Source organism: Streptomyces roseolilacinus (assembly GCF_014649335.1).
Taxonomy (GTDB): domain Bacteria; phylum Actinomycetota; class Actinomycetes; order Streptomycetales; family Streptomycetaceae; genus Streptomyces; species Streptomyces roseolilacinus.
Window position 1 is genome coordinate 12471 of the sequence record NZ_BMSV01000005.1, and the last position, 26739, is coordinate 39209.

Consider the following 26739-nt stretch of genomic DNA (forward strand, 5'->3'; position numbering starts at 1 on the left):
GCCCTCAGCCCCCCACGGGCCGGTCCTCAGCCCCCACGGTCGACCGCAGCAGCACCCGCTGCAGCTCGCGGGCCGCGCGCGGCGGCGCGACGTCGCTCCGGTGCGCGAGCGCGATGGTCCGCCGCAGCCCCGGCGGCGCGAGCGCGGTGACCCGCAGGTCCCGCCCCGCCCGCGCCGCCACCATGCTCGGCACGACCGCCACGCCCAGGCCGGCCCGTACGAACCCGAGCACCGCGTCCATCTCGCCGCCCTCGACCGTGAACGACGGCTCGAACCCCTCCGCCCGGCACGCCGCGACCGTCAGCTCCCGCAGGTCGTACCCGTGCCGGAACATCACCATCGGCCGCCCCTGGAGGTCCGCGATCCGCACCGGCCGCCGCGGCGCCGGGTCCGCCGCCGACGACACGACCACCAGGTCCTCCTGGAGCAGCCGCACCGTCGTCAGCGCGGGCGACGGCGTCGGCAGCGGCAGCACCACCAGCGCGAGGTCCAGCGCACCGCGCGCCAGCTCCCGCACCAGGTCGTGGGAGCCGCCCTCCTCGACGAACAGCCTGATGCCCGGGTACAGGTCGTGGAAGGCCCGCAGCACATCGGGCAGCAGGCCCGTGCACAGGCTCGGCGTCGCCCCCAGGCGCACCCGCCCGCGCCGCAGCCGGGCCAGCTCCTGCACCTCGTGCCGCGCCGTGTCCGCGTCGGCCAGGATGCGCCGGGCCAGCGGCAGCAGGGCCTCGCCGGCGTCCGTCAGCGCGATGTTCCCGCGCGCCCGGCTGAACAGCTCGGCGCCCAGCTCCCTCTCCAGCGCCCGGATCTGCTGCGACAGCGACGGCTGGGAGACGTGGACCCGCTCGGCGGCCCGGGTGAAGTGCCGGGTCTCGGCGACCGCCACGAAGTACACGAGCTGCTGGAACTGCATGAGCCCAGGGTAAGCGGCCATGATAGGCGCAGGCTATCGAGATCAGCCGGGCCATGTCTTGGACCTCTGGCCCGTCCGGCCCTAGCGTCGGGTCCCATGGCTCTGGCAACGCGGACGCACTCCTCGGGAGCGGAGCGGCAACCCTCCCCCCGGCGCCCTCCCCGGCGCACCTTCCTCGGATCGACCGTCGGCAAGAAGGCGGTCATGGCCGTCAGCGGCCTGATCCTCCTCGCCTACCTGGTCGCCCACGTCATGGGCAACCTGAAGGTCTTCTTCGGCCCCGACGAGTTCAACGCCTACGGCCACTGGCTGCGCACCATGGGCGCCCCGGTCCTCCACCACGGATGGGCCCTGTGGATCGTCCGGGTGGGCCTGCTCGCCGCCGTGATCGCCCACGGGGTGTCGGCGTACCAGCTCAGCCGGCTCGACCGGAGGGCCCGCCCCACCCGCTACGTCCACAAGCGCCGGCGCGCGAGCTACGCGACCCGCACCATGCGCTGGGGCGGTGTCATCATCGCCCTGTTCGTCGTCTGGCACCTGCTCGACCTGACGACGCTCACCGTGAACGGCAACGCCCAGCCCGGCCACCCCTACGAGAACGTCGTCGCGACCTTCTCGACCTGGTACGGCAACGTCATCTACCTCGTGGCCATGCTCGCGGTCGGCCTGCACGTCCGGCACGGGTTCTGGAGCGCCGCGCAGACCCTCGGCGTGGGCAGCGCCCGCCGCGACCGCGCCCTGAAGGCCGCCGCCACCACGCTCGCCCTGGTCCTCACGGCGGGCTTCGTCGCCGTACCCGTCGCCGTCATGACCGGAGTCGTCAGCTGACATGAGCGCCTACACCTCGTACACGACCGGCGAGCCGATCGCCGACACCAAGGCCCCGAAGGGGCCCGTCGCCGAGCGCTGGGACACCCGCCGCTTCGAGGCGAAGCTGGTCAACCCGGCCAACCGCCGCAAGCACACCGTCATCGTCGTCGGCACCGGCCTGGCCGGCGGGTCCGCCGGCGCGACCCTCGCCGAACAGGGCTACCACGTCGTCCAGTTCTGCTACCAGGACTCCCCGCGCCGCGCCCACTCCATCGCCGCGCAGGGCGGCATCAACGCCGCGAAGAACTACCGCAACGACGGCGACTCCGTCCACCGGCTCTTCTACGACACGGTCAAGGGCGGCGACTTCCGCGCCCGCGAGTCCAACGTCCACCGCCTGGCGCAGATCTCGGTCCAGATCATCGACCAGTGCGTCGCCCAGGGCGTCCCCTTCGCCCGCGAGTACGGCGGCCTGCTCGACACCCGCTCCTTCGGCGGCGTCCAGGTCTCCCGCACCTTCTACGCCCGCGGACAGACGGGCCAGCAGCTACTCCTCGGCGCCTACCAGGCGCTGTCCCGGCAGATCGCCGCCGGCAACGTCGAGATGCACCCGCGCACCGAGATGCTCGACCTCCTCGTCGTCGACGGGCGGGCGCGCGGCATCGTCGCCCGCGACCTGGTCACCGGCGAGATCACCACCCACGTCGCGGACGCCGTGGTCCTGGCGTCCGGCGGCTACGGCAACGTCTTCCACCTGTCGACGAACGCCGTGAACTCCAACGCGACCGCGATCTGGCGGGCCCACCGCCGCGGCGCGTACTTCGCCAACCCCTGCTTCACCCAGATCCACCCCACCTGCATCCCGCGCACCGGCGACCACCAGTCGAAGCTGACGCTGATGAGCGAGTCGCTGCGCAACGACGGCCGCATCTGGGTCCCCAGGGCACAGGGCGACACCCGTCCGCCGAACGAGATCCCCGAGGACGAGCGGGACTACTACCTGGAGCGGATCTACCCCTCGTTCGGCAACCTCGTCCCGCGCGACATCGCCTCCCGCGCCGCGAAGAACGTCTGCGACGAGGGCAGGGGAGTGGGCCCCGGCGGGCAGGGCGTCTACCTGGACTTCGCCGACGCGATCCGGCGCATGGGCCGCGGGAAGGTCGAGGAGAAGTACGGCAACCTCTTCGACATGTACGAGCGGATCACCGCGGAGGACCCGTACGAGGTGCCGATGCGGATCTACCCCGCCGTGCACTACACGATGGGCGGGCTGTGGGTCGACTACGACCTCCAGACCACCGTCCCCGGCCTGTTCGCGATCGGCGAGGCGAACTTCTCCGACCACGGCGCCAACCGGCTCGGCGCGTCCGCGCTGATGCAGGGCCTCGCGGACGGCTACTTCGTCCTGCCGTCCACCGTCAACGACTACCTCGCCCGGGTCCCCGGCCTCCCGCCCGTCGCCGGCGACCACCCGGCGGTGGCCGGAGCGGTCGCGGAGACCGAGGACCGGCTGCGGCGGCTGCTCGCCGTCGACGGCGACCGCACCCCGGACTCCTTCCACCGCGAGCTCGGCGAACTGATGTGGGACCGCTGCGGCATGGCCCGCTCCGACCGGGGCCTGCGCGAGGCCCTCGCCCGCATCCCGGAGATCCGCGAGGAGTTCTGGCGGCGCGTCAAGGTGCCGGGCAGCGGCGAGGAGCTCAACCAGTCCCTGGAGAAGGCCAACCGGATCGTCGACTACCTCGAACTCGCCGAGCTGATGTGCCTCGACGCGCTGCACCGCACCGAGTCCTGCGGCGGCCACTTCCGGGAGGAGTCCCAGACCCCGGACGGCGAGGCCGCCCGCAAGGACGAGGAGTTCTCGTACGCGGCGGCCTGGGAGTTCACCGGAACCGGCCGGGCGCCCGTCCTCCACCGGGAAGACCTCGTCTTCGAGTACGTCCACCCCACCCAGCGGAGCTACGCATGAGGCTCACCCTGCGCGTCTGGCGCCAGAAGAACGCCGACGCCCCCGGCACCATGGCCACCTACGAGGTCGACGGCATCTCCCCGGACATGTCGTTCCTGGAGATGCTCGACACCCTCAACGAGGAGCTGATCCTGCGCGGAGAGGAGCCCGTCGCCTTCGACCACGACTGCCGCGAGGGCATCTGCGGGGCGTGCAGCCTCGTCATCAACGGCGACGCCCACGGCCCGGAGCGCACCACCACCTGCCAGCTCCACATGCGGTCGTTCCGGGACGGCGACACGATCGACGTCGAGCCGTGGCGGGCCGCCGCGTTCCCGGTCGTCAAGGACCTGGTCGTGGACCGGTCGTCGTTCGACCGGATCATCCAGGCCGGCGGGTACGTCAGCGCCCCGACCGGCTCCGCCCCCGAGGCGCACGCCACGCCCGTGCCGAAGGCCGACGCCGACCGGGCCTTCGAACACGCCGAGTGCATCGGCTGCGGCGCCTGCGTCGCGGCCTGCCCCAACGGCTCGGCGATGCTGTTCACCTCGGCGAAGGTCAACCACCTCAACGTCCTGCCGCAGGGCGCGCCCGAGCGGGAGAGCCGGGTGCTGGACATGGTGGCGCAGATGGACGCGGAGGGCTTCGGCGGCTGCACGCTGACCGGCGAGTGCGCCACGGCGTGCCCCAAGGGCATCCCGCTGCCGTCCATCTCGGCCATGAACAGGGAGTGGCTGCGCGCCACGCGGCGCCGGGTGGTTTAAGGACACCTTCGCGCTGTGGCACCCGTCACGGCGCCGGCCCCGGGGCGAAAGAATCTCCGTGCGACGGTCACGTTCCGCGGAGGACTTCGTTCCGGGGCGCGCCCGGGGGCCGTTCCGCAACAAGATCTCCGTGGTTGAATTTTTCATCGTTAAGGGGGAGACGTCCGCTTACCGGCCGTCGGTGTCCGGGCGATTTCCCTCCGGCCGTACGCCCCCGGTAGGCATGGGACCGACCGGGGCCGCCGACCACGGCCCCGGGCAGCCGATCACCGCGTCCCCGGGAGTCCCCATGCGCACCACCACCCCCGCCACCGTTCCGCCCAGGCCCTTCGGCGAGCCCGACTGGGAACTCCACGCGGCCGCTCCCGGCGGCCGCCGGGCCCGGTCGCGCGCGGCGGCCCCGTCCACGGGCGCCCACCTGCCGGAGGGCGCGGGGGCCTGACGGACGGCGCGCGGCGGCACCCGGCCGGGCGCCCCGTGGCGGGACGCGCCGGCCCGCCACGGGCCACGGCCGGGTACCGCGGGGGAACGCGCCTCAGTCCCGCGGCGCGCGGGAGAGGGCCATGCGCGCGGCGACCGTGCGCGGGAGGTGGCGGACCGCGAAGGCGTAGGCCCGGTACCGCCGGCCGGCGATGCTGACCGGCCGGCCGCGCGCGAGGTCCTTCAGCGCGTCGGCGACGACGCGGTCGGGCTCCAGCCACGCCCACTCGGGCAGGCCGCTCACGTCCATTCCGGCGCGGCGCTGGAACTCCGTACGCGTGAACCCCGGGCACACGGCCACCACCTTGACGCCGTGCGGCGCGAGGTCGACGCGCAGGGACTCGCTGAAGGCGATGAGCCAGGCCTTGGCGGCGCCGTAGGTGCCCGTGGGCAGCAGCCCGGCGACGGAGGCGATGTTGATCACGGCGCCCCGGCGGCGGGCGGTCATGCCGGGCACGGCGGCGTGGGTCAGGCGCAGGGGCACCCGGGTGAGCAGGTCGAGCATGCGCTCCTCGTCCTCGACCGGACTGTGCGGAAAGGGCGCGGGCAGGCCGAATCCGGCGTTGTTGACCAGGACGTCCACCGGAGCGGAGGGGTCGGAGAGCCGCTCCTCGACGGCGGAGCGCCCCGCGGGGTCGAGGAGGTCGGCCGCGAGCGTCTCGACCCGCACGCGGTGGCGGTCCCGGAGGCTCCGGGCGGTGCCGGCGAGACGTTCCTCGTCACGCGCGACCAGTACGAGGTCGAAGCGGACGGCGGCGAACCGGCGGGCGAAGGCGGCGCCGATGCCCGAGGTGGCACCGGTGATCAGGACACGGGTCATGGCAGGTCTTCCCTGGTTGCGTCGGTGTGCGGCCCCCGCGGGTCCGGGGGCGTCCGGGTGGTTGGGTCGTTCGGGTGGCCGTGGGGCCGGGCGGCCGGGCGGCCCGGCGGTGCTCAGGGCGAGGCGGCGGCCCGGTCCGGCGTCCGGGCGAAGCGGGCGGCTGCCGGCGACCGGTACGCCTCGGCCACCTGGAGCAGGAACCTCCGCTCGTCCGGCAGGTCCCGGGGGGCGCCGCCGGACGGCTCCCGCGGGGGTGACGCCTCGCTCCGTCCCGCGAGTCTGGCGGCCCGCGCGGCCCGCAGCAGGCAGGCCAGGACGAAGGCCTCCCGTCCGCTCTCCGGCAGGTGCCCGGCGGCGTGCGCCCGTGCGGCCTCGGCGGTGCCCGGGTCGACGTGGCCGTGCAGCACGAGGATCGCGTCCCGCGTCTCGATGACCCTGCGGTAGGCGAGCAGCCGCCACGGGGCGAGGGGCCACAGGACGTCCAGCGACCTGGCCCGGGGGCGGGACAGCGCGACCGTGGGCACCGCTTCGACCAGCTCCCGCCACAGCGGCGTGAGACGCCAGATGGTGGCGATGTCCGTACCGGCCCGGCGCACGGCGGGGATCGCCGGGACCAGGAGGGCGGCCGCCCGGAGCAGCCCGTGGACGCCCATGGCCGGCGCGAGGAGCGGAGAGACCCACGTCGCGCCGGACAGGAGGCGGACCAGGTGCCCGGCCCAGTACAGGCCCGCGACCGCCGTGCCCAGACCGAACAGCCACAGCGCCGAGCGCAGCAGCGGGCTCTCCGCCCGCGCCCCGTACCGCCAGCACACCGCGACGCACACCGCGTTGGTCAGCAGGTGCGCCCCGATCAGGACCAGCCAGTAGGGGACCGACGGGGCGGCGGCGCCCGCGCCGCGGATGGTGTGCGCCTCGTGGGCGGGCGCGACGGCGTGGAGCAGGACCAGGGAACCCAGGACGACGGCCGTGACGGCGTGCAGGCCGTACCGGAGCCGCCGGCTCGCGGTGGCCATGGTGACGAAGTGGAGGACGGCGGCGGCCGACACGACGCCGATGAGGTTCTTGGCCAGTGCGACGTCGTACACGTGGTCCCCGCCGCACGCGACGCGCCGGTGGACGGCGGGCAGGTGCAGCGTCATGGCGGTCGCGGCCGTGGCGACGGCCAGCCACAGGCCGCGCTGGTTGGGCGAGCGCAGCGCGGACGAGGCACGCAGCAGCACCGCGCTCCACAGCGCCACCGTGCTGACGACCGACAGCCACGCCGCGAAGGCCGCCGTGTCAGTCCTCATCGCACCCACCGAAGCCGAGCCCGTCCCGCAGCCGCGCCAGCACGCCGGTCGCCTGGCCGGAGGCCGGTGCGGCGGCGGCCGACGACGGCAGGTCGGTACGGATGAGACTGGCCATCATCTCGGCTTCGCGTTCCTGGCGGGTGGAGTAGTCGGAGCGGGCGAGCATGCGGCGGACCGCCCGGGGGTCGAGATCGGTGAGGAGGGCCGCGATCCAGGAGTCGTCCTCGTCGAGGGCGTGGTGGTCGAACAGCATGTGGCCGATCTCGTGCAGCACGATGTGGTCCTGGTGCACACGGGTGGTCCGCTGCTCGTAGAAGATGTGGTCGTCCGTCGCGGTGGACAGCCACAGGCCGCAGGTGCCCGCCCTGGCCGCCTGCAGGGGCAGGGCGTGCAGGTGGATGGGCCGCCGCCGCTCCTCTCCCAGCCGCCGGCACAGGGCCTCGACCGAAAACGGCTGGGGGATGTGGAAGCCGCGCAGAACGGCCCGACATCGCCGGCGCAAGGCCATGTCCCCGTGCAGCATGTGTGTTCCCCCTCTGCCCCGTCCCGGGCAGCGTCGGTACGTGTGGGTGTCGGAGGGCATCGCTACTCCCCACTGCGGGCCCCGGAACGCGGGGCTGCCGCCCGCGACGGTGGTCGACGTCGCGGGCCTCGGCGACGGTTCAGGACGTCGTGCCGGCCCCCGGGTCGTCCGCGTCCCCCGCGCCCGGGTCCCGCCCGGAGGCCGGGGACGACAACTGCTGGATCCTCCGGGCCTCGTCGACCATGGCGAGCAGGGCGTCGAGACTCGCGGGCGACAGGCCCTCCGCGCGCATGGCCAGGTTCCGCACCCGCGCGTCGCGCAGCGCCGACGCGAGGGCGAGCTGCGTGTTGACCCGCTCGGCCACGTCGTCGTTGAGGAAGTACTCGGGGGGAACCCCGAAGAACGAGGCCAGGATGTCCAGTTGCTCCAGGGTGACGTTCCGCTTCTTGCCGGTGGCGAGTTCCCACAGGTACGTCCCCGAGATGGTGCCCCCGGTCACGTCGCGGATCTCCTTGGCCAGCCGGGCGTAGCCGGGACGCCTGCGCTCGTCCGGGTAGTGGGCATCGAGGAGCTCGTTGAGCCGCTGCTGGAGTTTTCGCAGCAACGGCCTTCCGGGGGCGGGGGACTCGCCGGCGGCGGGGGGCTCGGGTTCGCTGGGTCCCATGGGAGGTCCTGGAGGGAGAGGTGGCGGAAGCGGGGGCGGCGCACCGTCCCCGGGGGACGGCGACCGGCCGCGGCCATCGAAACAGGCGTCCGCTGTAGTTGACAAGGGTGAGCGGAGACACGCGCCCCGCGATGGCCTGATCGTTTCGTTTCACCACCCGAACAGGCGGTGTGACCAGCGCAGTTGGTTGAAAATGCGACCGCGTCGTGGGGTTGGCGCATTCCGGCCATCCGTTCCAGCGGACGGGTTGACCGTCCCTTGTCCGCTATGCGACGCTCACGCACCGCAGTCACCGTGCGCACCACTCTCCGGTACCGCGACAGGCCGCAGGCTCCGCGCCCGTGTCCACAGGCTCCCGGCCGTACCCCGTGCGGCGCCGCGGTCCGCCCCCGCCGTCAGGGACGGGGCTGCCGGAACACCGCGGGCGCGGCCGTACGCGCCGGCGCCGGACACGGTGGGGAATGCGAGTCGCGGCCGAGCCGCACCCGTTCGACCTCGCAGGAAGGTACGTCCGACAACGTGATGGAGATCGAGCACTTACCGACACAGACGCTGCCCCTGGACGCTCTGCGGACCGTGGGGTCCCCGCGTCTGTCCGGCCGGAACGACGAGCACGCCCGCATGCTCAGCGCCTCGCGCGACCCGCTTCCGCCCATCGTCGTCCACCGGGCCACGATGCGGGTCATCGACGGCGCCCACCGGGTGCACGCCGCGAGGCTCCGCGGTGACACGCACGTGCGCGCCCGCATGTTCGACGGTGACGAGAAGGACGCGTTCGTCCTGGCGGTGCGCGCGAACATCGCCCACGGGCTGCCGCTGACGCTGGCCGACCGCACCAGCGCCGCCGCCCGCATCGTCGCCTCCCACCCGCACTGGTCCGACCGGGCCATCGCCGCCGAGACGGGGCTGTCCGAGCACACCGTGGCCGCGGTGCGCAAGCGTTCAACTGCGCGCCCCTCGCAGTTGCACACCGCACCGGAAGCGAGGTCGCAGACCCCGGAGGCCGGTACCCCGCCGCCGGACGCCCGGCTGGGCCGCGACGGCCGGCTCCGGCCGACCGACGGCGCGCGGCGCAGAGCCCTGGCCGGCCGGCTGTTCGCGGAACGGCCCGACGCGACGCTGCGGGAAGTGGCCCGGCTCGCGGGCATCTCGCCCGCCACCGCGCGGGACGTGCGCATACGCATGCGCCGCGGGGAGGACCCGGTGCCGCCGCGCCGGCGCGCCGTGCGGAGCGCCGGCGGCTCCGGGCCCGTACCGGCCGGTCCCCCCGCGTCGTACGAGGGCGCGCCGGACAAGGGCGGGCCGGACAAGGACGCGTCGTACGGGGGCGCTCCGGGCAGGGGCGCCCCCGGCAAGGACGCCCCGGATCCGGCCGGCGGGTCCGGGGCGATCGTGGAGCAGCTGAGGAAGGACCCGTCGATCCGGCTCAGCGGATCGGGCCGGTCGCTGCTGTCCTGGCTGGGCACGCACGTCGTGAGGCCGGCGGACTGCGCGGAGGTGGTGGCCCGCGTGCCGCCGCACCGCACCGGTCAGGTGGCCCAACTGGCGCGCGAGTGCGCCCGGAACTGGCACCGGATCGCCCATCGGCTCGAGGAGTGCGCCGCCGCGGCGGAGTGACCGCGGCACGCCGCGCCCACCCCCGCCCGCACGGCGTCGCCGACGCCGCACCCGCGTCCGTACCCGAACCCCTGCCCGCCCCCGAACCCCTGCCCGCCCCCGAACCCCTGCCCGCACCCGCGCCCGCGGCCCCACGGCCGCGGCCCGTCACACCGGCACGGCGGCCGCCCGCATTCCTCACGCGAGGGAATGCGGGCGCCCTGTCATTTCACCGGCACGCCCCGTCCGGGCAGCCGGGAGCGGAAATGCGGAACGCAGCCGAAGGGAATGCCGACCCGGGCGGGCAATTTCACTCCCTTGTCGCCCCGAACCTCGCTCCATAACCTGAAGTCGTCCTGATCGAACCGAGAAAGGAGTTCCCATGAATTCCCAGTTCGCCGACCCCTCGACGACTCAGATCAACGCGATGCGCGAGGTCGACGTGGAGCGCGCCGACGCCGCGGTCTTCGAGATCGAGATCGAGGAAGTCGAGATGCTTCCCACGCTCCTGAAGCAGGGCTGCATCTGCTGAACACGACTCCGGGGGCCCGGCGCGGCGAGCCGCGTCGGGCCCCCGGGCCCACCCCCGTACGAAAGGGACGCAACGGCACATGAACCTGCACGACTCGGTTTCCGCGGTCACCCGCCGGGCCCGGGAGGACGACGCCGGCCCCATCGCGGAGGTCCAGGCGGCCGCGTGGCGCGCGGCCTACGCGGGCATCCTCCCGGCCGCGGAGCTCGACGGCCTGGACACCACCGCGCTCGCCGGCTTCTGGCGCACGCAGATCGCGGCGGCGGACGAGGCGTCCGCCCATGTGCTCGTCCACGACGACGGGGAGGGGGTCGCGGGTTTCTCCGCCTTCGGGCCGGCCCGCGACGACGACCTCCGGCAGCGGCCGGACACCGAGGAGCTCTACGCCTTCTACGCCCGGCCGGAGCGCTGGGACCGGGGCGTGGGGCGCGAACTGATGCGCTCCACCCTCTCCGTGTGGGCCGGGAAGGGCACGCGGACCGCGTACCTGTGGGTGCTGGAGCGCAACGAACGGGGCCGCGCCTTCTACGAGAAGGGCGGCTGGCGGCCCGACCCCGCGGCCGCGCCCTCCGGGTCCGAACCCGGTGCGATGGAGATCCGCTACCTCCTGTCCGAGCCGCGGGCGCGCCGCACGGCGGCGGGGACAGGGCCCGACTTCCGGACGAAAGGACGGTGACGCGGTGCGCGTCCGCTGTGCGATGGACCTCCAGTTACGGCGGGTGGGCGAGCGGTCCTACGTGCACAGCCCCTGCGGGCTGCGCTCGTACAGCGTGCGACTCCTGCGGGACGAGCACCTGCTCACCCTGCTGACCGGCCTGCGGCAGTGGACGCCGCGGGACGACGCGGCCGGCCGGATCGCCGGGCGCACCGGTGTGTCCCGCGAGGCCGCCGAGCGCGAGATCGACCGCCTGCTGGACCTCGGCGTGCTCGTCGCCGACGACCCCGGGCAGCGGGACCTGTTCGCCGGACGCGAGCGGTGGCACGCGTACGGCTGGGCCGACGCGTTCAGCTACCAGGCGGCCACCGACGCCATCCCCCGGGTCGACTACGGCCACCAGGACGGCCAGCGCCACGACGTGGCGCTGATGCGGGAGTACACCCGCGAGGAGGAACCGCCGCCCCTCCACATGCCGCCGGTGGCCGACCGCCTCGTCCCCCTCCCCCCACCCCGCACGGCCGTGGGCGTCCCGATCGCCGACGTCCTGGATCCCCCGGGACGCCCCACGTCCGGCGCGCCGTCGCCGCGCACCCTCCAGGACCTCGTGCAGGTCCTGTGGTTCGGAGCCGGCAAGGTCGGCACCAAGAGGCTGCCCGTCACCGGGGAGCACATCCGCAAGGCCAGCCCGTCGGGCGGCAGCCGGCACCCCACCGAGGCGTACGTCCTGGCCCTGGACATCGAGGGCCTCGACAACGGGATGTACCACTACTCCGTCAAGGAACACGCCCTGGAGTGCATCGCGGACGGGATCGATCCGGAATGGGTCGAGAAGAAGGTCGTCGGCGTGTCCCGCTGGGACATGGCGCGCCCCTCGGCCGTCCTGGTCCTCACCAGCCGCGCCGAACTCAGTATGTACAGGTATCGGGAGAGCCATTCGTACCGGGTTCTCCACTACGACGCCGGACACGTCCTGGAAACGATGGCGATGGTGGCCGCGGGAATGGGATGGCGCACCCTGCGCGCCTTCTCCGTGAACGAGGCGGCGGTGGCCCAGGCACTGGGCAACGACCGGCTGCTCAATCCCGCTCTGGCTTTCATGGCGCTCGCTTAGGAAGAGAGAAAGGTGGAAGTCATGGCGTCGTACACCCTCAATGAATTGATGAGGGTCCGGATCGAGGAACCGCTCGTGTGCGACCTCCTGCTGGAGGGCACCTCCGTCCGGCTGCCCGACACGCGCCTCCTCGCGTTCCTCGGCGGGCTCACGGAGCCGCGGGACGAGGACGCCCTGGCCGGGCTCTGCGCGGACGCCACGGGATGGGACCGGGAGCGGTGCCGGGCGGTGGTGGCCCGGCTCATCACGTCCGGCGTGCTGCGGGAGTCGTCCTTCGAGCACCCCCTCCTCGACGAGGCGGAGCGCTGGCGGAAGTACGGGTGGCTCGACGCCCTCATCCTGCACTGCCGGACGGAGGGGCAACCGTACGGCGACGTCGTGGACGCCGCCCGGCCGAGCGACCCCGACGCGGTGCTCCGGGAGCGCGTCGACCGCCACGGGCCGCCGTCCTTCTGGAAGCACGTGGACACCGACCACCACGTCGCCCTGCCCGAACCGGCCGACTACCCGGACCGCGACCTGGGGGAGGTGCTGCTGGCGCGCCGCACCCACGTCCCCTGGACCGGCGTGCCCATGACGGCCCCCCGCGTGAGCCGGCTGCTGCGCGACGTCAACCGCCCGCTCGTGGAGATGCGCAGGCGCGCGGAGCGGGAGTACACCACCCGCCCCTCGGTCCTCCTGGAGAACACCTACGGGGACATCGAGACGTATTTCGCGGCCTTCGACGTCGACGGCGTGGAACCCGGGCTCTACCACTACGACCCGGCCGGCCACCGGCTCTCGCTCGTGCGGCGGGGCGACCTCAGGGAGCAGGTCCGGACCGCGTTCACCGGTCAGGAGAGGGCGGCCGGGGGCTCCTGCGCGCTGCTGCTGTCCGTGGTGTGGGAGCGCCACATGTTCCGGTACGCGCACGACTCGCGGGCGTACCGGACCGTCATGACGATCCTCGGCCAGTTCGCGCAGCGCTACCTGGTGGCGCTGACGGCCCTGGGGTTCACGACCTTCCCCACGCCCGCCCACCTCCCGGAGGAGACGGACGCCCTGATCGGCACGCGGCGGTTCGAGGAGTCGGGCGTCTACCTGGTCGCGGCCGGGTGAGGGGCGGTCCGATGAGCGCGGCGCAGCGGCTCGACGACGCCGATCCGCCGGCGGAGTGGTTCGTCCAGGCGGCCCTGGGCTTCCACCGGCACAGCACCTACGGGAACTTCCCCGAACCGGCGCCGGCCGGCCTCCTCCCCGGCTCCGGGACGGGCGGCGCACCGGACGACGCCGACGCCCCTCCCCCCGGGGCCGACGGCGCCCCCCGACACGGCGGACCCGAGGAGCTCGTCCGCCTGGTCGCCGGGCGGCGCTCCCGCAGGACGAGGACGGGGAGGCTGAGCGCGCGGTCCCTCACCCGCGCCCTGGGCGCCGCCCTCGCACCGGACCCCGCCACCGGCCGGTACCCGTACCCGAGCGCCGGCGGCTGCTACGCGGTGTCCCTGCACGCCGTCGTCCAGGACGTCGCCGGGCTGGCGCGCGGCGTCCACCCGTGGGACCCCGCCACCGGCGCCCTCGCGCCCCGGCGACCGGACGCCGACGCCGACGTGCCGGGCCTCCTGCGCACCACCGTGATCCGCCCGTCACAGGTCCAGGCGGTGCTGATGCTCACCGCCGACCTGGAGGTCTACGGGGCGCGCTACGGGGAGCGCGGATACCGGTACGCGCTGCTGGAGGCCGGGCACATGGGGCAGAACCTCACCCTGGCCCTGCACCTGCTGGGAATCGCGAACTGCCCGGTGGGCGGCTTCCTCGACGACCGCGCGGCGCGGCTGCTGCACCCGGACCGGCCGCTGCTGCTCCCCGTGTACGGGGTGGTGCTGCCATGACGGTGACCAGCCGCCCGGACCGGACCCGCACCGCCGCCGCTCCACCGCCGCGGCTCCACCTGCCCGTCTCGACGTGCCCGACCTGCGCCGCCCTGTGGGAGGGGGAGCGCGCGCACCTCCCGGGACCCGGCGCGGACCGCGGCACCGGGCCGCGGCACCGGGCCGTCCTGCACCCGTGGTGCCCCCGCCACGCGGGCACCGCCCACCGGCCCGTGCCGGCCCGGCCCGGCACGGACGCCGCCGGCGGCACCGGCACCCCGCCGCCGCACGGGCCGCTGCTCGGCCAGCGGGTCGTGTACGACGCCGGGCTGCGGCTGTGGTCGTCCGACGTGGTCATGACGGTGCCGGCGGGCACCCGGGCGCACCCCGCCGTGGTCGGCGGCGGCATCGCCGAGGACCCCGAGACGGCCCTGGCCGTCGGCTGGGTGGAGGCCCTGGAACGCCGCTGCACCCTGCGGCGCCCGCGCGAGCGCCTGCGCTTCACCCGGCACCCCGGCGGCGCCCCGCGGCGCTCCCACGGCTCCGGGGACGACGACCGGCCGCGCTGGTGGGTGTCGGCCCGCGACGTCCGGGACGCGCGGGCCTCCTGGGTCCCCCTCGAACACACCGTGGTCGACTCCCAGCGCCGCGGCCCGGCCCCGGACGTCCGCACGGACTCCACGGGCATGGCCGCGCACCCGGACAAGGACGAGGCCCTTCTCCGGGGCGCCCGCGAGCACCTGGAGCGGGCCGCGCTGCACGCGTGGTGGACCTCCCCCGGAAGCCGCCGGTGCGCCCGGCACGGCGCCGCCGCCCTCGCGTGGCTGCTCGACGGCACCCAGGTGCTCCGCGGCGCCCGTGTCGACGTGTGGCACGTCCGCCGGGGCGACTGGCACGTGGCGGGCTGCCTCGTCCTGACCCCCGGGGACGGCGGGACGGCGCGGGCCGCCTTCGGCAGCGGCGCCGCCACGGACGTCGAGGCCGCCGTGCGGTCGGCGTGCCGCGAGGCGTACCAGATGCACACGGCGCCCGGGATCTCGCTGACCCGGACGGGCGGGGCGCGGTTCGGCCCCGCCACCGGGCACACCGAGGTGCCCGGCGACTACGGCGACCGCTTCCGCCGGGCCTTCCCGGCCGACGGCTCCTGCGCAGCGGACGGGCCCGCCGCGACGCCGCCCGGCACCGGCCCCGCCCTCGGCGGCGGCGCGGGCGCCGAACGGCCGGAGCCCCACGGCCCCGCCGCCCCGGGCGGCGGCCGCGCCCGGCCGGAACCCGCCCCGCCGCGCCCGGTGGCCTCCGTGCTGGACGCGCTCGGGGCGCCCGCCGCGTACACCGACTGCGGCGATCCGCTCACCGACGCGCTGGGGCTGCACGTCGTGCGCGTGGTGTGCCCGGGCCTGCCCCGCCTCACCGCCGCCTGCCGGTCCGTCACCGGCGGCGTACGTCCCGACTTCCTGGGGGTGTGACATGGAGACGACCACACGGCCGTCCGGCCCGGTGGAGGAGCGGTGGGCACCGGCGGGCTCCGCCGGCCTGGTCCACTGGCGGGGCCGCTGGCTCCTCGACGTGCCCGGACGCGGCGGGGCCCGCGGCGTCGCCCTCGGGGACCCGGCCGTGTGGCGGCTGCTCGGCGCCCTGGCCCGGCGGCCCGGCCGCACCCCGGGGGAACTGCGCCTGCTGGCGCAGGAGGCGGGCGTCCCGGCGCACGCGGTCGCCGGCTGCCTCACCTCCCTGGAGAGGGCCGGGCTCCTCCGCCGGGAGGCCCCCGATGACCCGCCCCCGCGGGACGCGCCCGCGCTGCACGACTGGGCCCTGGCGAACCTGGCGCCCCCGGCCGACTACCGGAACCCCGCCCTCGTCGACGACGACATCGCGCTCATGACCTCGTACGCGGACGGCGACCCTCCCCCGCCCGCCCTTCCCGACCTGTCGGAGCACGCGCCGCGCGTCCACCTGCCCCACCCGGTGGCCGACCCCGGGGGCCACCCGCTGCGGGTGCTCGGCGGGGTGCTGTACCTGAGCCACGCGGTGATCGACGACGCCGCCATCGGCCCCCTGCCGCGCAGCAGGCGGGTGCCGCCGTCCCACGGGGCGGCGCACCCCTTCGACCTGTCCGTCGGCTGCCGCTGGGCCGACGGCTCCACCACGGTCCACGCGTACGACCCCGACGCCCACGCCCTGGCCGGGCTCGCCGACGGCGACCGGCCGGACGTCGCCGGCCCGGTCCGCCGGCTCGCGGCGGCGGCCGCCCTGCGCCCCGGCGACGCCGTGATCGCGGTGCACCTGGCGATCCGCCGCGTCCAGTGGCGCTACCGCACCGGGGCCGCCTACCCGACCGTCTTCCTCGACCTCGGCCATCTGCTGGAGGCACTGCGCGGCGCGGCCGAGTGGCACGGCGCCGCCGTGAACGACGTCCCGGTGCCCGCGAGGGGACCCCTCGGCGGCGGCGAGGCCGGCGCGGCCGGCCCGGTGCTGGCCGCCCGGGTCCTGCGTACCGCCGTGGACGAGGGGAGCTGAGCGGGGATGAGCGCACCGACTCGCGCCGCCGGGACGGCGGCGGAGCTGGAACGCGCGGAGCGGGCCGTCCGCGCGGGCGGGCCCGCCGCGGACGCGGCCGTGACCCGGCTGGCCCGGGTGGCCGGTCCCGCGCTGCGCGGCAGCACCCTGCACGCGCTGCGGGAGGCCCTGCGCTCGGGCCGCTGGCACCCCGTGTGGGACGACGGGTTCCGCGTCGTGCGGACCTCGGCGCGGCCGTGGGTCGTGGCGGTGCCGGACCCCTCCGGCGCGCCGCTGCCGCGGCTGCTGTGGACCGAACCGTGGACGGAGGGCGCACGCCAGGTCGCCTGGGCGCGCCGCCACGTCCCGTCGGCGACCGGCCGGCTCTACGGCTACGCCGGCGAACCGGCCGCGTCCCTGGTGACGGTGGCGCGGCTGCTGCGCCATCCCCGACCCGGGGATCTCGTCCACCCGCTGGGGAGACTGGGCGTCTCGCCGTGCGGGAGCGGCCCGGGCTGCCTGTGCTGCCCGGGCACGGAGGTGCTCGTCGCGGACCCGGGCGCGCGGGCCGGCGGACCGGACGCGCGGGCCCGGGCGCGGTGGGTCGCGCTGGCGGCCTTCCTCGGCCGGGAGGGGTCGCTGCACCCCACCAGGACCGCCTCCCGCGGCGGGACCGCCGAGGACCGGAACGCCGCGGCGGTACTGACCGGACTCCTGGCGGGCTGGCTGTACCTGTCGACGTGCCGGGCCGACGGCCCGCCTCCCTCCCCGCCCGCCCGCCACGACCCGCCCGCCCGCCACGGCCCGCCCGGCGCCCCGCCGTGCCCGCCCCCCGGCCGTGCGGCCGAGGCGACGATGGCCGCGTGGCGGTCGTACGCGGGGGAGGAGCCGTCGCGGGCCGACTCCGACCGGTGGCGCGGCGGGGCGCGGAGGCTGCTCAGGGACGCGGTGCGCGTGATCGGCGCGGCGGGCGGGGCGGAGGGCTTCGGCGCGTGGCTGGAGGAAGCGGCGTCCCGGGGCGCGCACCCGGCTACGGCCGGCGGCCCGGAGGGGCCCGCCGGGGAAGAGGAGTGGTGACCATGGCACGACGACCCGACATCCCCCTGCGGCACGGCCGGGTGCTGATCGTGGTGACGGGCGCCCTGCCCGCGGCCTTCGTACCGAGCTGGATCCTGTGCCTGCGCGAGTGGTACGGCTGGGACGTCCGCGTGTGCGTCACGCACGCCGCGACGCGCCTCGTGTCCGCCGACGCGCTGGCGGCGACCAGCGGCAACCCCGTACTGGGCCCCGACTGGCGGCCGGCGACGGGACGGGTCGACCACCGCGAGGCCGCCGCGTGGGCGGAGGCCGTCCTCGTCGTGCCCGCCACCGCCAACTGGATCGCCAAGTACGCGCACGGCATCACCGACTCCCTCGCCCTCGCCACCACGGCGTTCACCACGGCGCCCGTCGTCGTCGCCCCCTCCCTCGGCCCGCTGGCGGAACGGCCCGCGACCCTGCGGAACCTGCGGACCCTGCGCGAGGACGGTGTCCACGTGGTGGCCACGGGCAGCGGCGTGTCGGCGCACAGCGGGACGCGGGAGAGCGGCGCGATGCCCTCCGTCGACAGCGTCCTCGCGACGCTCGCCCGCGTCACCGCCGCGGACGCGGAGGGGCCCCGGTGAGGAAGACAGTGCCCCGGCTGGGTGCCGTCCAGGAGTCGCTCCTCGTCCCGCTGTACGCCCGCGCGGCCGCGGCACGCACCGGCGACGGCCTGCTGGACGACCCGCACGCGGTGGCCGTCGTCGACTCCCTCGATTACGACTTCGGGCGGCTGGCCGGCACCGGGAACCTCTTCGGCACGGTCCTGCGCACGCTCGTCTTCGACGCCTGGACCAGGGAGTTCATGGAGCGGTCGCCGGGCGGCACGGTGGTGGAGCTCGGCGCGGGGCTCAGCACGCGCTTCGAGCGGGTGGACGACGGGCGGGTGCGGTGGCTCGACGTGGACCTGCCCGACGTCGTCGACCTGCGCGGCGCGTTCTTCCCCGACGGCGAGCGCCGCCGGGCCGTCGCGGCCTCGGTGACGGACCCCGCGTGGACGGAGCACGTGCTGCGCCTGCCGCCGCCGTACCTGCTCATCGCCGAGGCCGTCCTCGCCTACCTGCCGGAGGACGGCGTGCGGCGGGTCTTCGCGCTGGCCGGCGACCGGCTCCCGGGCAGCGTGCTCGCCGTGGACACGGTCGGACGCGAACTCCTCGCGGAGCAGGACGACCCGGCGGTGCTGGGCCGGCTGTCGGCGCGCATGCGCTGGTCCACGGACGATCCGCGCGCGGCGCAGCGGTGGCACCCCGGTGTGGTGCTGCGGTGCTCCGTCGACTTCGGGCGGCTGCCGCCCTCCGTCGCCGGCCGGCTCCGCCCGGAGCACCGCCGGGCCCTCGCCGCGTACGGGGCACGGAGCCCCGGACGGGTGCGGGCGTACCGCCTCAACCTCTACGGGTTCGGCTGATCCCGCCGCCCGCCCCACCCTCGTGAGGACGGTCCCATGCGCTCTGCCCTCCCCGTGACGGGAGCCCACCGGCGGCTCGTGCTCGCGGTGGCCATCGACACCCTGGGGACCGGGACCTGGATCCCGGTGTCCCTGCTGTACTTCCTGCGCGGCACCCGGCTGCCGCTGGTCGAGGTGGGCCTGGCCCTGACGGTCGCCTCCCTGGTCGCGCTGCCGATGACGGCGCTCGCCGGGCAGTGCGTGGACCGCTACGGGGCCAAGCGGGTGCTCCAGGCGGGCAACGTGCTGCAGTTCGCCGGGTTCGCGGCCCACCCCTTCGCCGACTCGTTCGCCGGCGTGACGCTGGTGACCGGCCTGGCCGCCGTGGGCCGCACCTGCTTCTGGACGTCCTTCGGCCCTCTGGTGGCGGCCGCGAGCCCGCCCGGGGAGCGCGAGAGGTGGTTCGGCTTCCTCGGGGCGGTCCGCAACGCCGGGTTCGCCGTCGGCGCCCTCGTCGGCGGGGCGGCCGCGGGCGCGGACACCTTCGCGGCCCACCAGGCGGTCGTGCTGCTGAACGCCCTGTCCTTCGGGGTGGCCTTCTGCGCCATGGCACGGGTACCGGCCGCGGCCGGCCCGCCCCGCCGTGCCCGGGGCGGCGGCTGGAGGACGGTCCTGCGCGACCGGGGCTACCGCTGGCTGCTGGGCTGCGCCTTCTGCCACGCGATGGCCGGCATGACCCTCGCCGTGGCCGTCCCGGTCTACGTGGTGACGCGGCTGGGCCTGCCCGGCTGGCTGTCGGGCGCGGTCCTGGTGGTCAACACCCTGCTGATCGCCGTCGCGCAGGGCCGCGTCGTCACCGCCCTGACGGGCGCCGTCCGGTCGCGGGTCCTCGTCGCGGGCGCCGTGCTGTCGACCGGCTCGTACGCCCTGTTCTGGGCGGCGGGGACGACGGGGGCCGTGGTGGGCGCCGTCCTCGTCCTGGCGGCCGCCGTGGTGTGCACGCTGGGCGAGATGACCGCCGACCCGGTCCTCGACGCCCTCGCCGCCGAGACGCCCCCGGAGGCCCTGCGGGGCCGCTACCTCGCCGCCTTCCAGCTCTCCACCTCCACCGCCGGGGCCCTCGCGCCCGCGCTCCACACCTGGCTGCTGGGCGCCGGGAACACCCTGATGTGGGGCGTGCTCGGCGCCATCGCCCTGACGGGCGCCGCGTGTTGCGCGGGAATGCGCCGGGAACTGCCGCGGGCGGGCACCCGGATCACCAACGGGGCGGAGGCGGGCTGAGACGCCGCCGCGGCCGCGCCCCGGCGGTCCGCCCCCGGCTACCCGGGGGCGGACCGCTCGCGCTGCGGGGCCCTCCGCCCGAGCCACGTCACCGCGGTCAGCAGCAACGCGGCGCCGGTGGTGACGAGGACGGCGGTGACGGGAGTGGCGGAGGCGAGGAGGACGCCGGTGGCGGCGGCGCTGACGCCGTAGCCGACGCCGCTGCCGGCGTACAGGACGGAGTAACCGACGGGGTGGAGGTCGGCGGGCAGCCGCTCGCGGAGGGTGAGGTTGCGGGTGATCAGTACGGCTGCCTGCAGCAGGCCGGTGAGGGCGAGGAGACCGGCGATCACGGGCCACGCGGGGGCGAACGCGGTGGCGGCGACGCCCGCGATCATGACGAGGAGCAGGAGGGTGCTCTGGCGTTCCACGGTGCCGGGCCAGGTACGGGCGCCGTAGACGAGACCGCCGAGGATGCTCGCGAGGGCGAAGCCGGTGAGGATCGGGCCGCTGTGGGCGACGGGCAGGTCCCGGTGTTCGAGCAGCGCGGGCAGCGTGAGTTCGACGCCGGCCAGCAGGTACATGGCGGCGGCGCTGGTCAGGTAGACGGGCCAGGCCGCCAGGAGCTGCCTGAGGGGGGCGCGCCGCCCGCCGTCCGCGGCGCCGGTCCTGTCGGGCAGCAGCCACAGCGAGGCGGTGGCGGCGAGCGCGGCGACCGCGGCGAGGAGGAACGGGGCCTGCGGGGCGACGCCGAGCGCGAGCGCGGACACCAGGGCCGGTGAGGCGGCCCAGACGGCCATGTTGAGCGTGGACTCCAGGCTGAGCGCGGTGTGCAGGTGATCCCGGGGGGCGAGGTCCTCGACCATGGTGCGCAGCGCACCGGGCGCGGCGGCCGCGGCACCGCCGGCGAGCGCGGCCAGGGACACGGCGAGCGCGGTACCGGGGGCCGGGAGGAGCGCGAGGAGGGCGAAGGCGGCGGCGGACACCCCGAGCCCGGCGGCGATCTCCCGGCGGTACGGCCGGGTGCGCAGGCGTGTGCTGAGGAGCGGGGCGCCCACCGCCTCCGCGAGGGCGTACGCGGCGGCCATGGCGGCGCCGCCGCCGTACCCGGCGTCCGTGCCGCGCCCGTGGAAGAGGAACGCGAGCGGCGCCATCGCCACCGGCAGGCGGCCGGCCGTGACGACCGCGGCCCAGAGGGAGACGTGCTTGGTGAACAGGCCGCGGTACGCCACGGGCGGTGGTCCTTACTGGTCGTACTGGTGCAGGAGGGCGGTCAGTCGGTCTTCGAGCGCGTCGGCTTCCCCGTCGTCGTGGGCGAGGACCACGTACTCGAGGGTGCCGCTGGCGGCGGTGTCGTCGGAGGCGACGACGACGCCGCGCCGGTGCCGGGGGTCCCAGGCGAGCCCGTGTTCCCGCAGGGCGGGCAGGAGCCGTTCGAGCGCGGGCGCCCGGACGTTGAACCTGCTGATCAGGACGTGGCTGTCCGTCCAGTCCGGGCCGACGAGGGTCTCGGCGATGTGGTGCAGGTGGGTGCTGCCGCCCAGGCGGGCGTTGACCTCGTTGAACCAGACGTCGCCGACCGGGTCGATCACCGCGTCGATGTTGACCAGGCCGCGGTAGCCGAGGTCCCGCACGAGGCGGGCCATCCGCAGGGCCTCCCCGGTGAAGCGCTCCCAGGCCGGCGCGGGCACGCTCCTGGGCGGCAGCGCGAGCCCGGCGAGGATCGGCGGGTGCCGGTCGATGCGGAGCTGTCCTCCGTTGAGGAGGACCGGCTCCCCGTCCTCCGGGCAGTCCACCTCCACGTACACGGACGTGCAGTCGGGGTGGAACACCTCGAGGACCACCTCCCCCTGCGGGGCGTGGGTGGCGGTGAGCCCGGCCTCCCCGAGCACCTGCCCGTGGTCGGCCGGGTCGTCGAGGACGATCGTGCGCAGGGCCCCCGCGCCCTTCAGGTCCGGGTCGGTGGTGACCACGACGTTGCCGTGGCCGCTGACCGCGCGGTCGCGTTTGAGGATGACGGCCCGGTGCGCGGCCAGGAGCCGGCGCAGGGTGTGGCGCAGGTCCTCGCTGGTGCGGCACGGGATGCCGTCCGGGACGGCGAACCCGGCCCCCGCCGCCAGGGCGCGGAAGACGACCTTGCTGTTGAGCAGTTCCGCACCGCCCTCCGCCACGAACCGCGATCCGGTGACCAGGCCGAGCTCCCGCGCGAACACCTCGGCGCCCCGGTCGTGGATGTAGGGGCGGAACTCCCAGTCGGGGGTGACCAGTTCCCGCAGGCGGCCGAGGACCCCCTCCGAGTGCAGCAGGTCCTGGGTGAGGAGGTCCGCGTCCGGTGCGATCACGTGGATGCGGTCCGGAGAGGTGCCCGTGTGCCGGGTGACGTGGGCGAGGAAGGCGTCGGGAACGGGCCGCGGCAGGACGAGGGCGTCACCGTCCCGCATCAGCCACACCAGGCGCTTCATCACGAACAGGGTGCCGTCGAAGTCCTCCCGGGTGAGCAGGTCCATGCGGTCGACCATGTGCTCGGTGCAGGCGTTGCCGAGCCAGAGACGGGGCATCAGAGCTCCGCCTTCCCGCCGAGGGCGTCCAGGTACCAGACCTGCAGGAACCCCTCGTCGTCGACGCGGGCGCCGTCGGGGAGCCGCCAGCCGGGGACCCAGGACATCCTCTCCTCGTACCGGTAGCCGGTCTGGACCAGGATCCGGCGGTGCTCGTCCCGGTCGATGATCGAACCCTCGTACAGCGGCACCTTGCCGACGTCCGTCATCAGCGTGAAGTGCGGGCGCGCACGGCCGGACACCAGCCCCGAGGCGCCCAGCCGGCGGTGCAGCGCGAGGCCCTCCTCGACGGACGTGCGGTGGTGGTCCATGCCGCGGATCGGCACGCAGTGGAACAGGTAGTGCGCCTCGATGTCCAGGGAGCGCAGCTCGTCGAAGAGCTCGACGAGGGTGTCGAGATCGTCGTTGAGCCCGCGCAGCAGCACCGTCTGGTCGTAGATGCGCGCCCCGGCCTCCCGGAGCGCCGCGTACGCCTCCCTGACCTCGGGGAACAGCTCGCCCTTGTGGTTGATGTGGGTGGCGATCTCGACCCGGAACGTCGAACGGCGCCGCAGCGCGCGCTGCATGCGGGCGTCGACCCGGCGCGGGTCCTGGAGCGGCACCCGGGTGGCGACGCGCACGGTCTCGACCTGGGGCGCGTGCTCCTCCAGCGCGTCCAGCAGCCACTCGACCCGGTCGACCAGGATCAGCGGGTCGCCGCCGGTGACGAGCACCTCCCGCACGTCCCGGTTCTCGGGGGCCGTGCCGCAGTAGCGGGCGATGCGTTCCAGGTCCTCGCGGGAGAGCGTCGAGGTGTCGTACTGCCCGCGGATGCACCAGCGGCAGTGCGCGGCGCAGATCGTGGTGGGCTCGACCAGCAGGGTCCGCCGGTACAGCTTCTCGACGCCGCGCAGTTCGCGCCCCTCGAAGACCGGGCGCATCTCCGACTGGTAGTGGCGCGCGACCTCGAAGGTCTGCTCGACGGCCTCGGACGGGTCGACGACGTACTGCAGGTCCAGGAACGGGAGCGGCTCACCGGCTTCGTCGATCTTCTTGCGCAGGTACGGGGAGATCTTCTCGGCGAACACGCCGTTCTTGGCTCCGGCCATGGCGGTATGACCTGTCCTTCCAGGATCGCTGAACGGGACACGGCACCTCGCCCTGGGTGCGGGCCGAGGCGGCGCGGACCGACGGAAGCCGGGGCGGGTGGCCGTTCCGGCGGCCCGGCGTTCCAGTAATTCCCTTGGCGCGCCTACGAGGTGACGGAGGATCACTGAAACCCGTCAGAACATATGCCAGACGCGGGGGAGAGGGTGAGTGTCATTTTTCGCACCGCCGAGGGGCGCGAAGGCCCCCGGCGGCCGGCCGGGGGGCGCGCCCCGGCCGGCCGGTCCCGGCGGGCCGTCCCCTCCGCCGGATCCGGCCATTTCCCGGCGCGCCTCCCCCACGTGCCGCCACCCGGCGGCCGGCCCGGTTCCGGTACCGGGGAACCGGCTTCACCCCCGTTCGGCCGTGTCCGCTCTCCGTGACGGAGCCGCCCGGCCCGTCGTACTCCCGGCGAGGACGCCCGCTCCGCGGTGGGGGAGGGGTGGACGGATCCCCCTGGGGAGCGGAAGAAGCGCGGCGTCGGTGGCCCACCGACGGGGGAGAGGGGCCCGCCGTCCGCCACGAGGAGGCCGTACCGGCCGCGGCCGTCGACGCGGGGTCGTGGCCGGAGCTTTCAGAGGGGGCCCCGGTCGCCGTCGCGCCACGCGGTCCCCTCCTGACGCAAAACGGGACGGCGGGTGCCGGTGGGCCCTGTTAGCCTCCTGCGGCACGGATCACCCGTGGGGGGATCCGGGGGAGGGGAACGTGAAGTCCGTGAGGAACAAGAGGGGTCGGGAAAGACACCGCGGCCTCGTGGTGGGGGGACTGGCCCTCGGGCTGCTGGCCGTGCCGGGCACGGCCCGGGCCGCCACCGACCTGCCGCCGCTCCAGCCGCTCGTCCAGGAGCTCCGGACCGACGGCCGGCCGTGCGCCGCGGGCGACGCGCGACCGTACGTCGACGGGCCGCCCACGCTCGGCGCCGTGCTCCGCGACCCCGAGGAGGATGACCGGCCCGGCGAGGGCAACATGGTCGGGGGCGAGTTCGAGGCGTGGTGGACGGCCGCGGACGGGACCGGGCAGCGCCGGACGTACACCACCTCCACGGACGCGGTGTCCGGAACGCCGCAGACGTGGCGGATGCCGGAGGACGTCCCGGCGAACACGGTGGTCTCGTGGCACGTGCGCGCCACCGCCGGTACGGCCGTCTCCGCCTGGAGCGACGAGGGCGACGGCTCCGTCTGCCAGTTCGTCTACGACGACGTCAGCCCGCAGACGCCGGTCGTCACCTCCTCCGACTACCCGGACAGCGGGTACCACGGCGGCGTGGGCGTGTACGGGGGCTTCACCGTGGACTCCCCGTCGGACGACGTCGTCGCGTACCGCTACGAGTTCACCGGCGGCACGCGCGTGACCGTGCGCCCCGGCGAACCGGGCGGTCCCGTCACGATCCGTCACCTGCCGCTGAGGGAGGGCCCGGACTCCCTCAGCGTCCACGCGGTGGACCGGGCCGGCCGCGTCAGCGGGACCGCCGGGTACGCGTTCGCGGTCAGGGCCGGACGGGCCCCCGTCGCCCACTGGCCCCTGTCCGACGCGCCCGGGTCGACCACCGCCGCCGCCCGGTCCGGGCCCGCCGCGCGCGCCGGCTCCGGCGTGGTCTTCGGCGCCGACGGCCCCCAGGGCACGTCCGTCACCTCCGTGGCCGCCCTCGACGGCAGCGGCCGGGGCTTCCTCACCCCGGACGCCCCGGTCCTCGACCTCCGGGGAACCTTCGCCGTCAGCGCCTGGGCGCGTCCCGCGCGCACGGACCGGACCATGACCGTCGCGAGCCAGGACGAGGGCGACGGACCCGGGTTCGCGCTGGGCCTGCGTACCGGGGACGACGGACCGCTCTGGTCCTTCGCGGCCGGTGGCGCACGCGTCAGCGGCGGAGCCCCGGAGACCGGCGAGTGGGCCCACCTGCTCGGCCTGTACGACGCGGAGACCGGCCAGGCACGGCTGTACGTCGACGGCCACGAGGTCGGCACCGGGACCGGGGCCGCGTCCCCCGGGACCGCCGGCGCCTTCCAGATCGGCCGCGCCCGCGACGGTGACGGCCACCGCGACCACTGGCACGGCGCGATCGGCGACGTGCGGGCCCACGACCGGGTCGTGGTGCCGGCCGAGGCCGCCGAACTCGCCCGCCGCGCGCCGGTCCTGCTCGGCCGCTGGTCCCTGGAGGAGGCGGTGGACGGCGCCAGCCCGGAGCGGAACGGCGGGAAGCCGATGACCCTCGGCACCGGTGCCACGATCCACCGCGGACCGGACGGCTCCTGCATCCCCGGCATCGACCCGGACTGCCCCGACGTGCCCTACGCCCTCTTCGGCGACGGCCACCTCCAGCTGGACGGGGCGACCGGGCACGCGACGACCGGGACCACCGTCGTGGACACCGAGGACAGCTTCACCGTCGGTGTGGCCGTCCGTCTCGCCGATTCCGCCCCGGACCGCCCGATGACGGTGCTGTCGCAGGCCGGCGAGAACACGGACGTCTTCAAGGTGCGCTACGACCCGGCGGCGTACGCGTGGCAGCTGGTGGTGGCGCAGCGTGACGAGGTGGGCGCGCCGGAGACGGTGGTGGCCCAGAGCCACGTCCCGGAGGGCGGCACGGGACCGGGCTGCCACCTCGCCGTCGTCCACGACGCCGCCACCGGCCGGATGAGCCTCTACCTCGACGGCCAGACCGGCCCGGCCGCGACCGCGTCCGTCCCCCGCGGCCTGCGGAGCTTCGGCGCCCTGCAGGTGGGCCGGGCGAAGACCGCCGGCGGCTGGGGCGAGCACCTGCGCGGCGACGTCGACGAGGTGCAGGCGTACGCCGGAGTGCTGAGCGAGAGCCAGATCGCGCACCTGCGGACGGGCGCGACCGCTCCGCTCCGCTGACCCGGGACTTCGGGGCCCGTTCCCG

General features: G+C 75.5%; 25 protein-coding genes. 17 read left to right on the forward strand and 8 right to left on the reverse strand.

Going from position 1 to position 26739, the window contains the following annotated elements; translation table 11 throughout:
• Window positions 1-4 precede the first annotated feature (4 nt).
• Window positions 5-913 carry a LysR family transcriptional regulator gene (locus tag IE106_RS12935; RefSeq protein ID WP_189533269.1) on the reverse strand — a complete coding sequence of 303 codons (909 nt, stop codon included), beginning with the start codon at window positions 911-913 and terminating at the stop codon, window positions 5-7.
• Between the two features lie 96 nt (window positions 914-1009).
• Between IE106_RS12935 and IE106_RS12940 the strand changes: the two genes are divergently transcribed.
• The 4 genes from IE106_RS12940 (at window position 1010) to IE106_RS12955 (ending at window position 4877) form a co-directional block, all read left to right on the forward strand.
• Entirely contained in the window at window positions 1010-1741 is a 732-nt protein-coding gene (locus IE106_RS12940; protein ID WP_189533270.1) for a succinate dehydrogenase cytochrome b subunit, read from the forward strand.
• Window position 1742: 1 nt separating this feature from the next.
• Window positions 1743-3692, forward strand: a complete 1950-nt coding sequence (locus IE106_RS12945) for a fumarate reductase/succinate dehydrogenase flavoprotein subunit (RefSeq protein ID WP_189533272.1) — start codon at window positions 1743-1745, stop codon at window positions 3690-3692.
• Complete coding sequence (locus IE106_RS12950; protein WP_189533274.1) at window positions 3689-4435, forward strand: succinate dehydrogenase/fumarate reductase iron-sulfur subunit; 747 nt, start codon at window positions 3689-3691, stop codon at window positions 4433-4435. The genes IE106_RS12945 and IE106_RS12950 overlap by 4 nt, the downstream gene beginning before the upstream one ends.
• A gap of 289 nt (window positions 4436-4724) precedes the next feature.
• Window positions 4725-4877 (forward strand): hypothetical protein, encoded by a 153-nt coding sequence (locus tag IE106_RS12955; protein ID WP_189533277.1) that lies wholly within the window; start codon window positions 4725-4727, stop codon window positions 4875-4877.
• A gap of 93 nt (window positions 4878-4970) precedes the next feature.
• Here the strand turns inward: IE106_RS12955 and IE106_RS12960 are convergent, their stop codons facing one another.
• From IE106_RS12960 to IE106_RS12975, 4 genes are all read right to left on the reverse strand, one after another.
• Window positions 4971-5735 (reverse strand): SDR family NAD(P)-dependent oxidoreductase, encoded by a 765-nt coding sequence (locus tag IE106_RS12960; RefSeq protein ID WP_189533279.1) that lies wholly within the window; start codon window positions 5733-5735, stop codon window positions 4971-4973.
• 113 nt (window positions 5736-5848) lie between these two features.
• Window positions 5849-7024 carry an MAB_1171c family putative transporter gene (locus IE106_RS12965; RefSeq protein ID WP_189533281.1) on the reverse strand — a complete coding sequence of 392 codons (1176 nt, stop codon included), beginning with the start codon at window positions 7022-7024 and terminating at the stop codon, window positions 5849-5851.
• Window positions 7014-7547, reverse strand: coding sequence for a hypothetical protein (locus tag IE106_RS12970; protein WP_229840363.1), 534 nt, complete (start codon window positions 7545-7547; stop codon window positions 7014-7016). The genes IE106_RS12965 and IE106_RS12970 overlap by 11 nt, the downstream gene beginning before the upstream one ends.
• Before the next feature lie 139 nt (window positions 7548-7686).
• Window positions 7687-8211 (reverse strand): hypothetical protein, encoded by a 525-nt coding sequence (locus IE106_RS12975; RefSeq protein WP_229840365.1) that lies wholly within the window; start codon window positions 8209-8211, stop codon window positions 7687-7689.
• A 522-nt stretch (window positions 8212-8733) separates the two neighbouring features.
• On the opposite strand from IE106_RS12975, the gene IE106_RS12980 reads away from it, so the two are divergent.
• The 12 genes from IE106_RS12980 (at window position 8734) to IE106_RS13035 (ending at window position 20196) form a co-directional block, all read left to right on the forward strand.
• Entirely contained in the window at window positions 8734-9828 is a 1095-nt protein-coding gene (locus IE106_RS12980) for a ParB/RepB/Spo0J family partition protein (protein WP_189534085.1), read from the forward strand.
• Window positions 9829-10189: 361 nt separating this feature from the next.
• Window positions 10190-10339 (forward strand): hypothetical protein, encoded by a 150-nt coding sequence (locus tag IE106_RS12985; protein ID WP_189533283.1) that lies wholly within the window; start codon window positions 10190-10192, stop codon window positions 10337-10339.
• A gap of 79 nt (window positions 10340-10418) precedes the next feature.
• Window positions 10419-11015: a GNAT family N-acetyltransferase gene (locus IE106_RS12990; RefSeq protein ID WP_189533285.1), complete on the forward strand. Its 597-nt coding sequence runs from the start codon at window positions 10419-10421 to the stop codon at window positions 11013-11015.
• Window positions 11016-11019: 4 nt separating this feature from the next.
• Entirely contained in the window at window positions 11020-12108 is a 1089-nt protein-coding gene (locus IE106_RS12995; protein WP_189533287.1) for a SagB/ThcOx family dehydrogenase, read from the forward strand.
• A gap of 21 nt (window positions 12109-12129) precedes the next feature.
• On the forward strand, window positions 12130-13206 hold the full coding sequence (locus IE106_RS13000; RefSeq protein WP_189533289.1) for a SagB/ThcOx family dehydrogenase: 1077 nt from the start codon (window positions 12130-12132) through the stop codon (window positions 13204-13206).
• Window positions 13207-13217: 11 nt separating this feature from the next.
• Complete coding sequence (locus IE106_RS13005) at window positions 13218-13976, forward strand: SagB family peptide dehydrogenase (RefSeq protein ID WP_189533291.1); 759 nt, start codon at window positions 13218-13220, stop codon at window positions 13974-13976.
• Window positions 13973-15421 (forward strand): YcaO-like family protein, encoded by a 1449-nt coding sequence (locus IE106_RS13010; RefSeq protein ID WP_189533293.1) that lies wholly within the window; start codon window positions 13973-13975, stop codon window positions 15419-15421. The genes IE106_RS13005 and IE106_RS13010 overlap by 4 nt, the downstream gene beginning before the upstream one ends.
• Before the next feature lies 1 nt (window position 15422).
• Window positions 15423-16472, forward strand: a complete 1050-nt coding sequence (locus IE106_RS13015; protein WP_189533295.1) for a MarR family transcriptional regulator — start codon at window positions 15423-15425, stop codon at window positions 16470-16472.
• A 6-nt stretch (window positions 16473-16478) separates the two neighbouring features.
• Window positions 16479-17528 (forward strand): hypothetical protein, encoded by a 1050-nt coding sequence (locus tag IE106_RS13020; RefSeq protein WP_189533297.1) that lies wholly within the window; start codon window positions 16479-16481, stop codon window positions 17526-17528.
• A 2-nt stretch (window positions 17529-17530) separates the two neighbouring features.
• Window positions 17531-18115: a flavoprotein gene (locus IE106_RS13025; protein ID WP_189533299.1), complete on the forward strand. Its 585-nt coding sequence runs from the start codon at window positions 17531-17533 to the stop codon at window positions 18113-18115.
• Window positions 18112-18936, forward strand: coding sequence for a class I SAM-dependent methyltransferase (locus IE106_RS13030; RefSeq protein ID WP_189533301.1), 825 nt, complete (start codon window positions 18112-18114; stop codon window positions 18934-18936). The genes IE106_RS13025 and IE106_RS13030 overlap by 4 nt, the downstream gene beginning before the upstream one ends.
• 36 nt (window positions 18937-18972) lie before the next feature.
• Window positions 18973-20196, forward strand: a complete 1224-nt coding sequence (locus tag IE106_RS13035; protein WP_189533303.1) for an MFS transporter — start codon at window positions 18973-18975, stop codon at window positions 20194-20196.
• A gap of 38 nt (window positions 20197-20234) precedes the next feature.
• Here the strand turns inward: IE106_RS13035 and IE106_RS13040 are convergent, their stop codons facing one another.
• The 3 genes from IE106_RS13040 to IE106_RS13050 are packed head-to-tail and all read right to left on the reverse strand — an operon-like array spanning window position 20235 to window position 23821.
• The gene (locus tag IE106_RS13040; RefSeq protein WP_189533305.1) at window positions 20235-21407 is read right to left on the reverse strand and encodes an MFS transporter; all 1173 of its coding nucleotides are present in this window, start codon (window positions 21405-21407) and stop codon (window positions 20235-20237) included.
• 12 nt (window positions 21408-21419) lie between these two features.
• On the reverse strand, window positions 21420-22733 hold the full coding sequence (locus IE106_RS13045; RefSeq protein ID WP_189533307.1) for a preATP grasp domain-containing protein: 1314 nt from the start codon (window positions 22731-22733) through the stop codon (window positions 21420-21422).
• Window positions 22733-23821 (reverse strand): radical SAM protein, encoded by a 1089-nt coding sequence (locus IE106_RS13050; protein WP_189533309.1) that lies wholly within the window; start codon window positions 23819-23821, stop codon window positions 22733-22735. The genes IE106_RS13045 and IE106_RS13050 overlap by 1 nt, the downstream gene beginning before the upstream one ends.
• Before the next feature lie 790 nt (window positions 23822-24611).
• Here IE106_RS13050 and IE106_RS13055 point away from each other — a divergent pair.
• Complete coding sequence (locus IE106_RS13055; protein ID WP_189533310.1) at window positions 24612-26714, forward strand: laminin G domain-containing protein; 2103 nt, start codon at window positions 24612-24614, stop codon at window positions 26712-26714.
• Window positions 26715-26739: the final 25 nt, after the last annotated feature.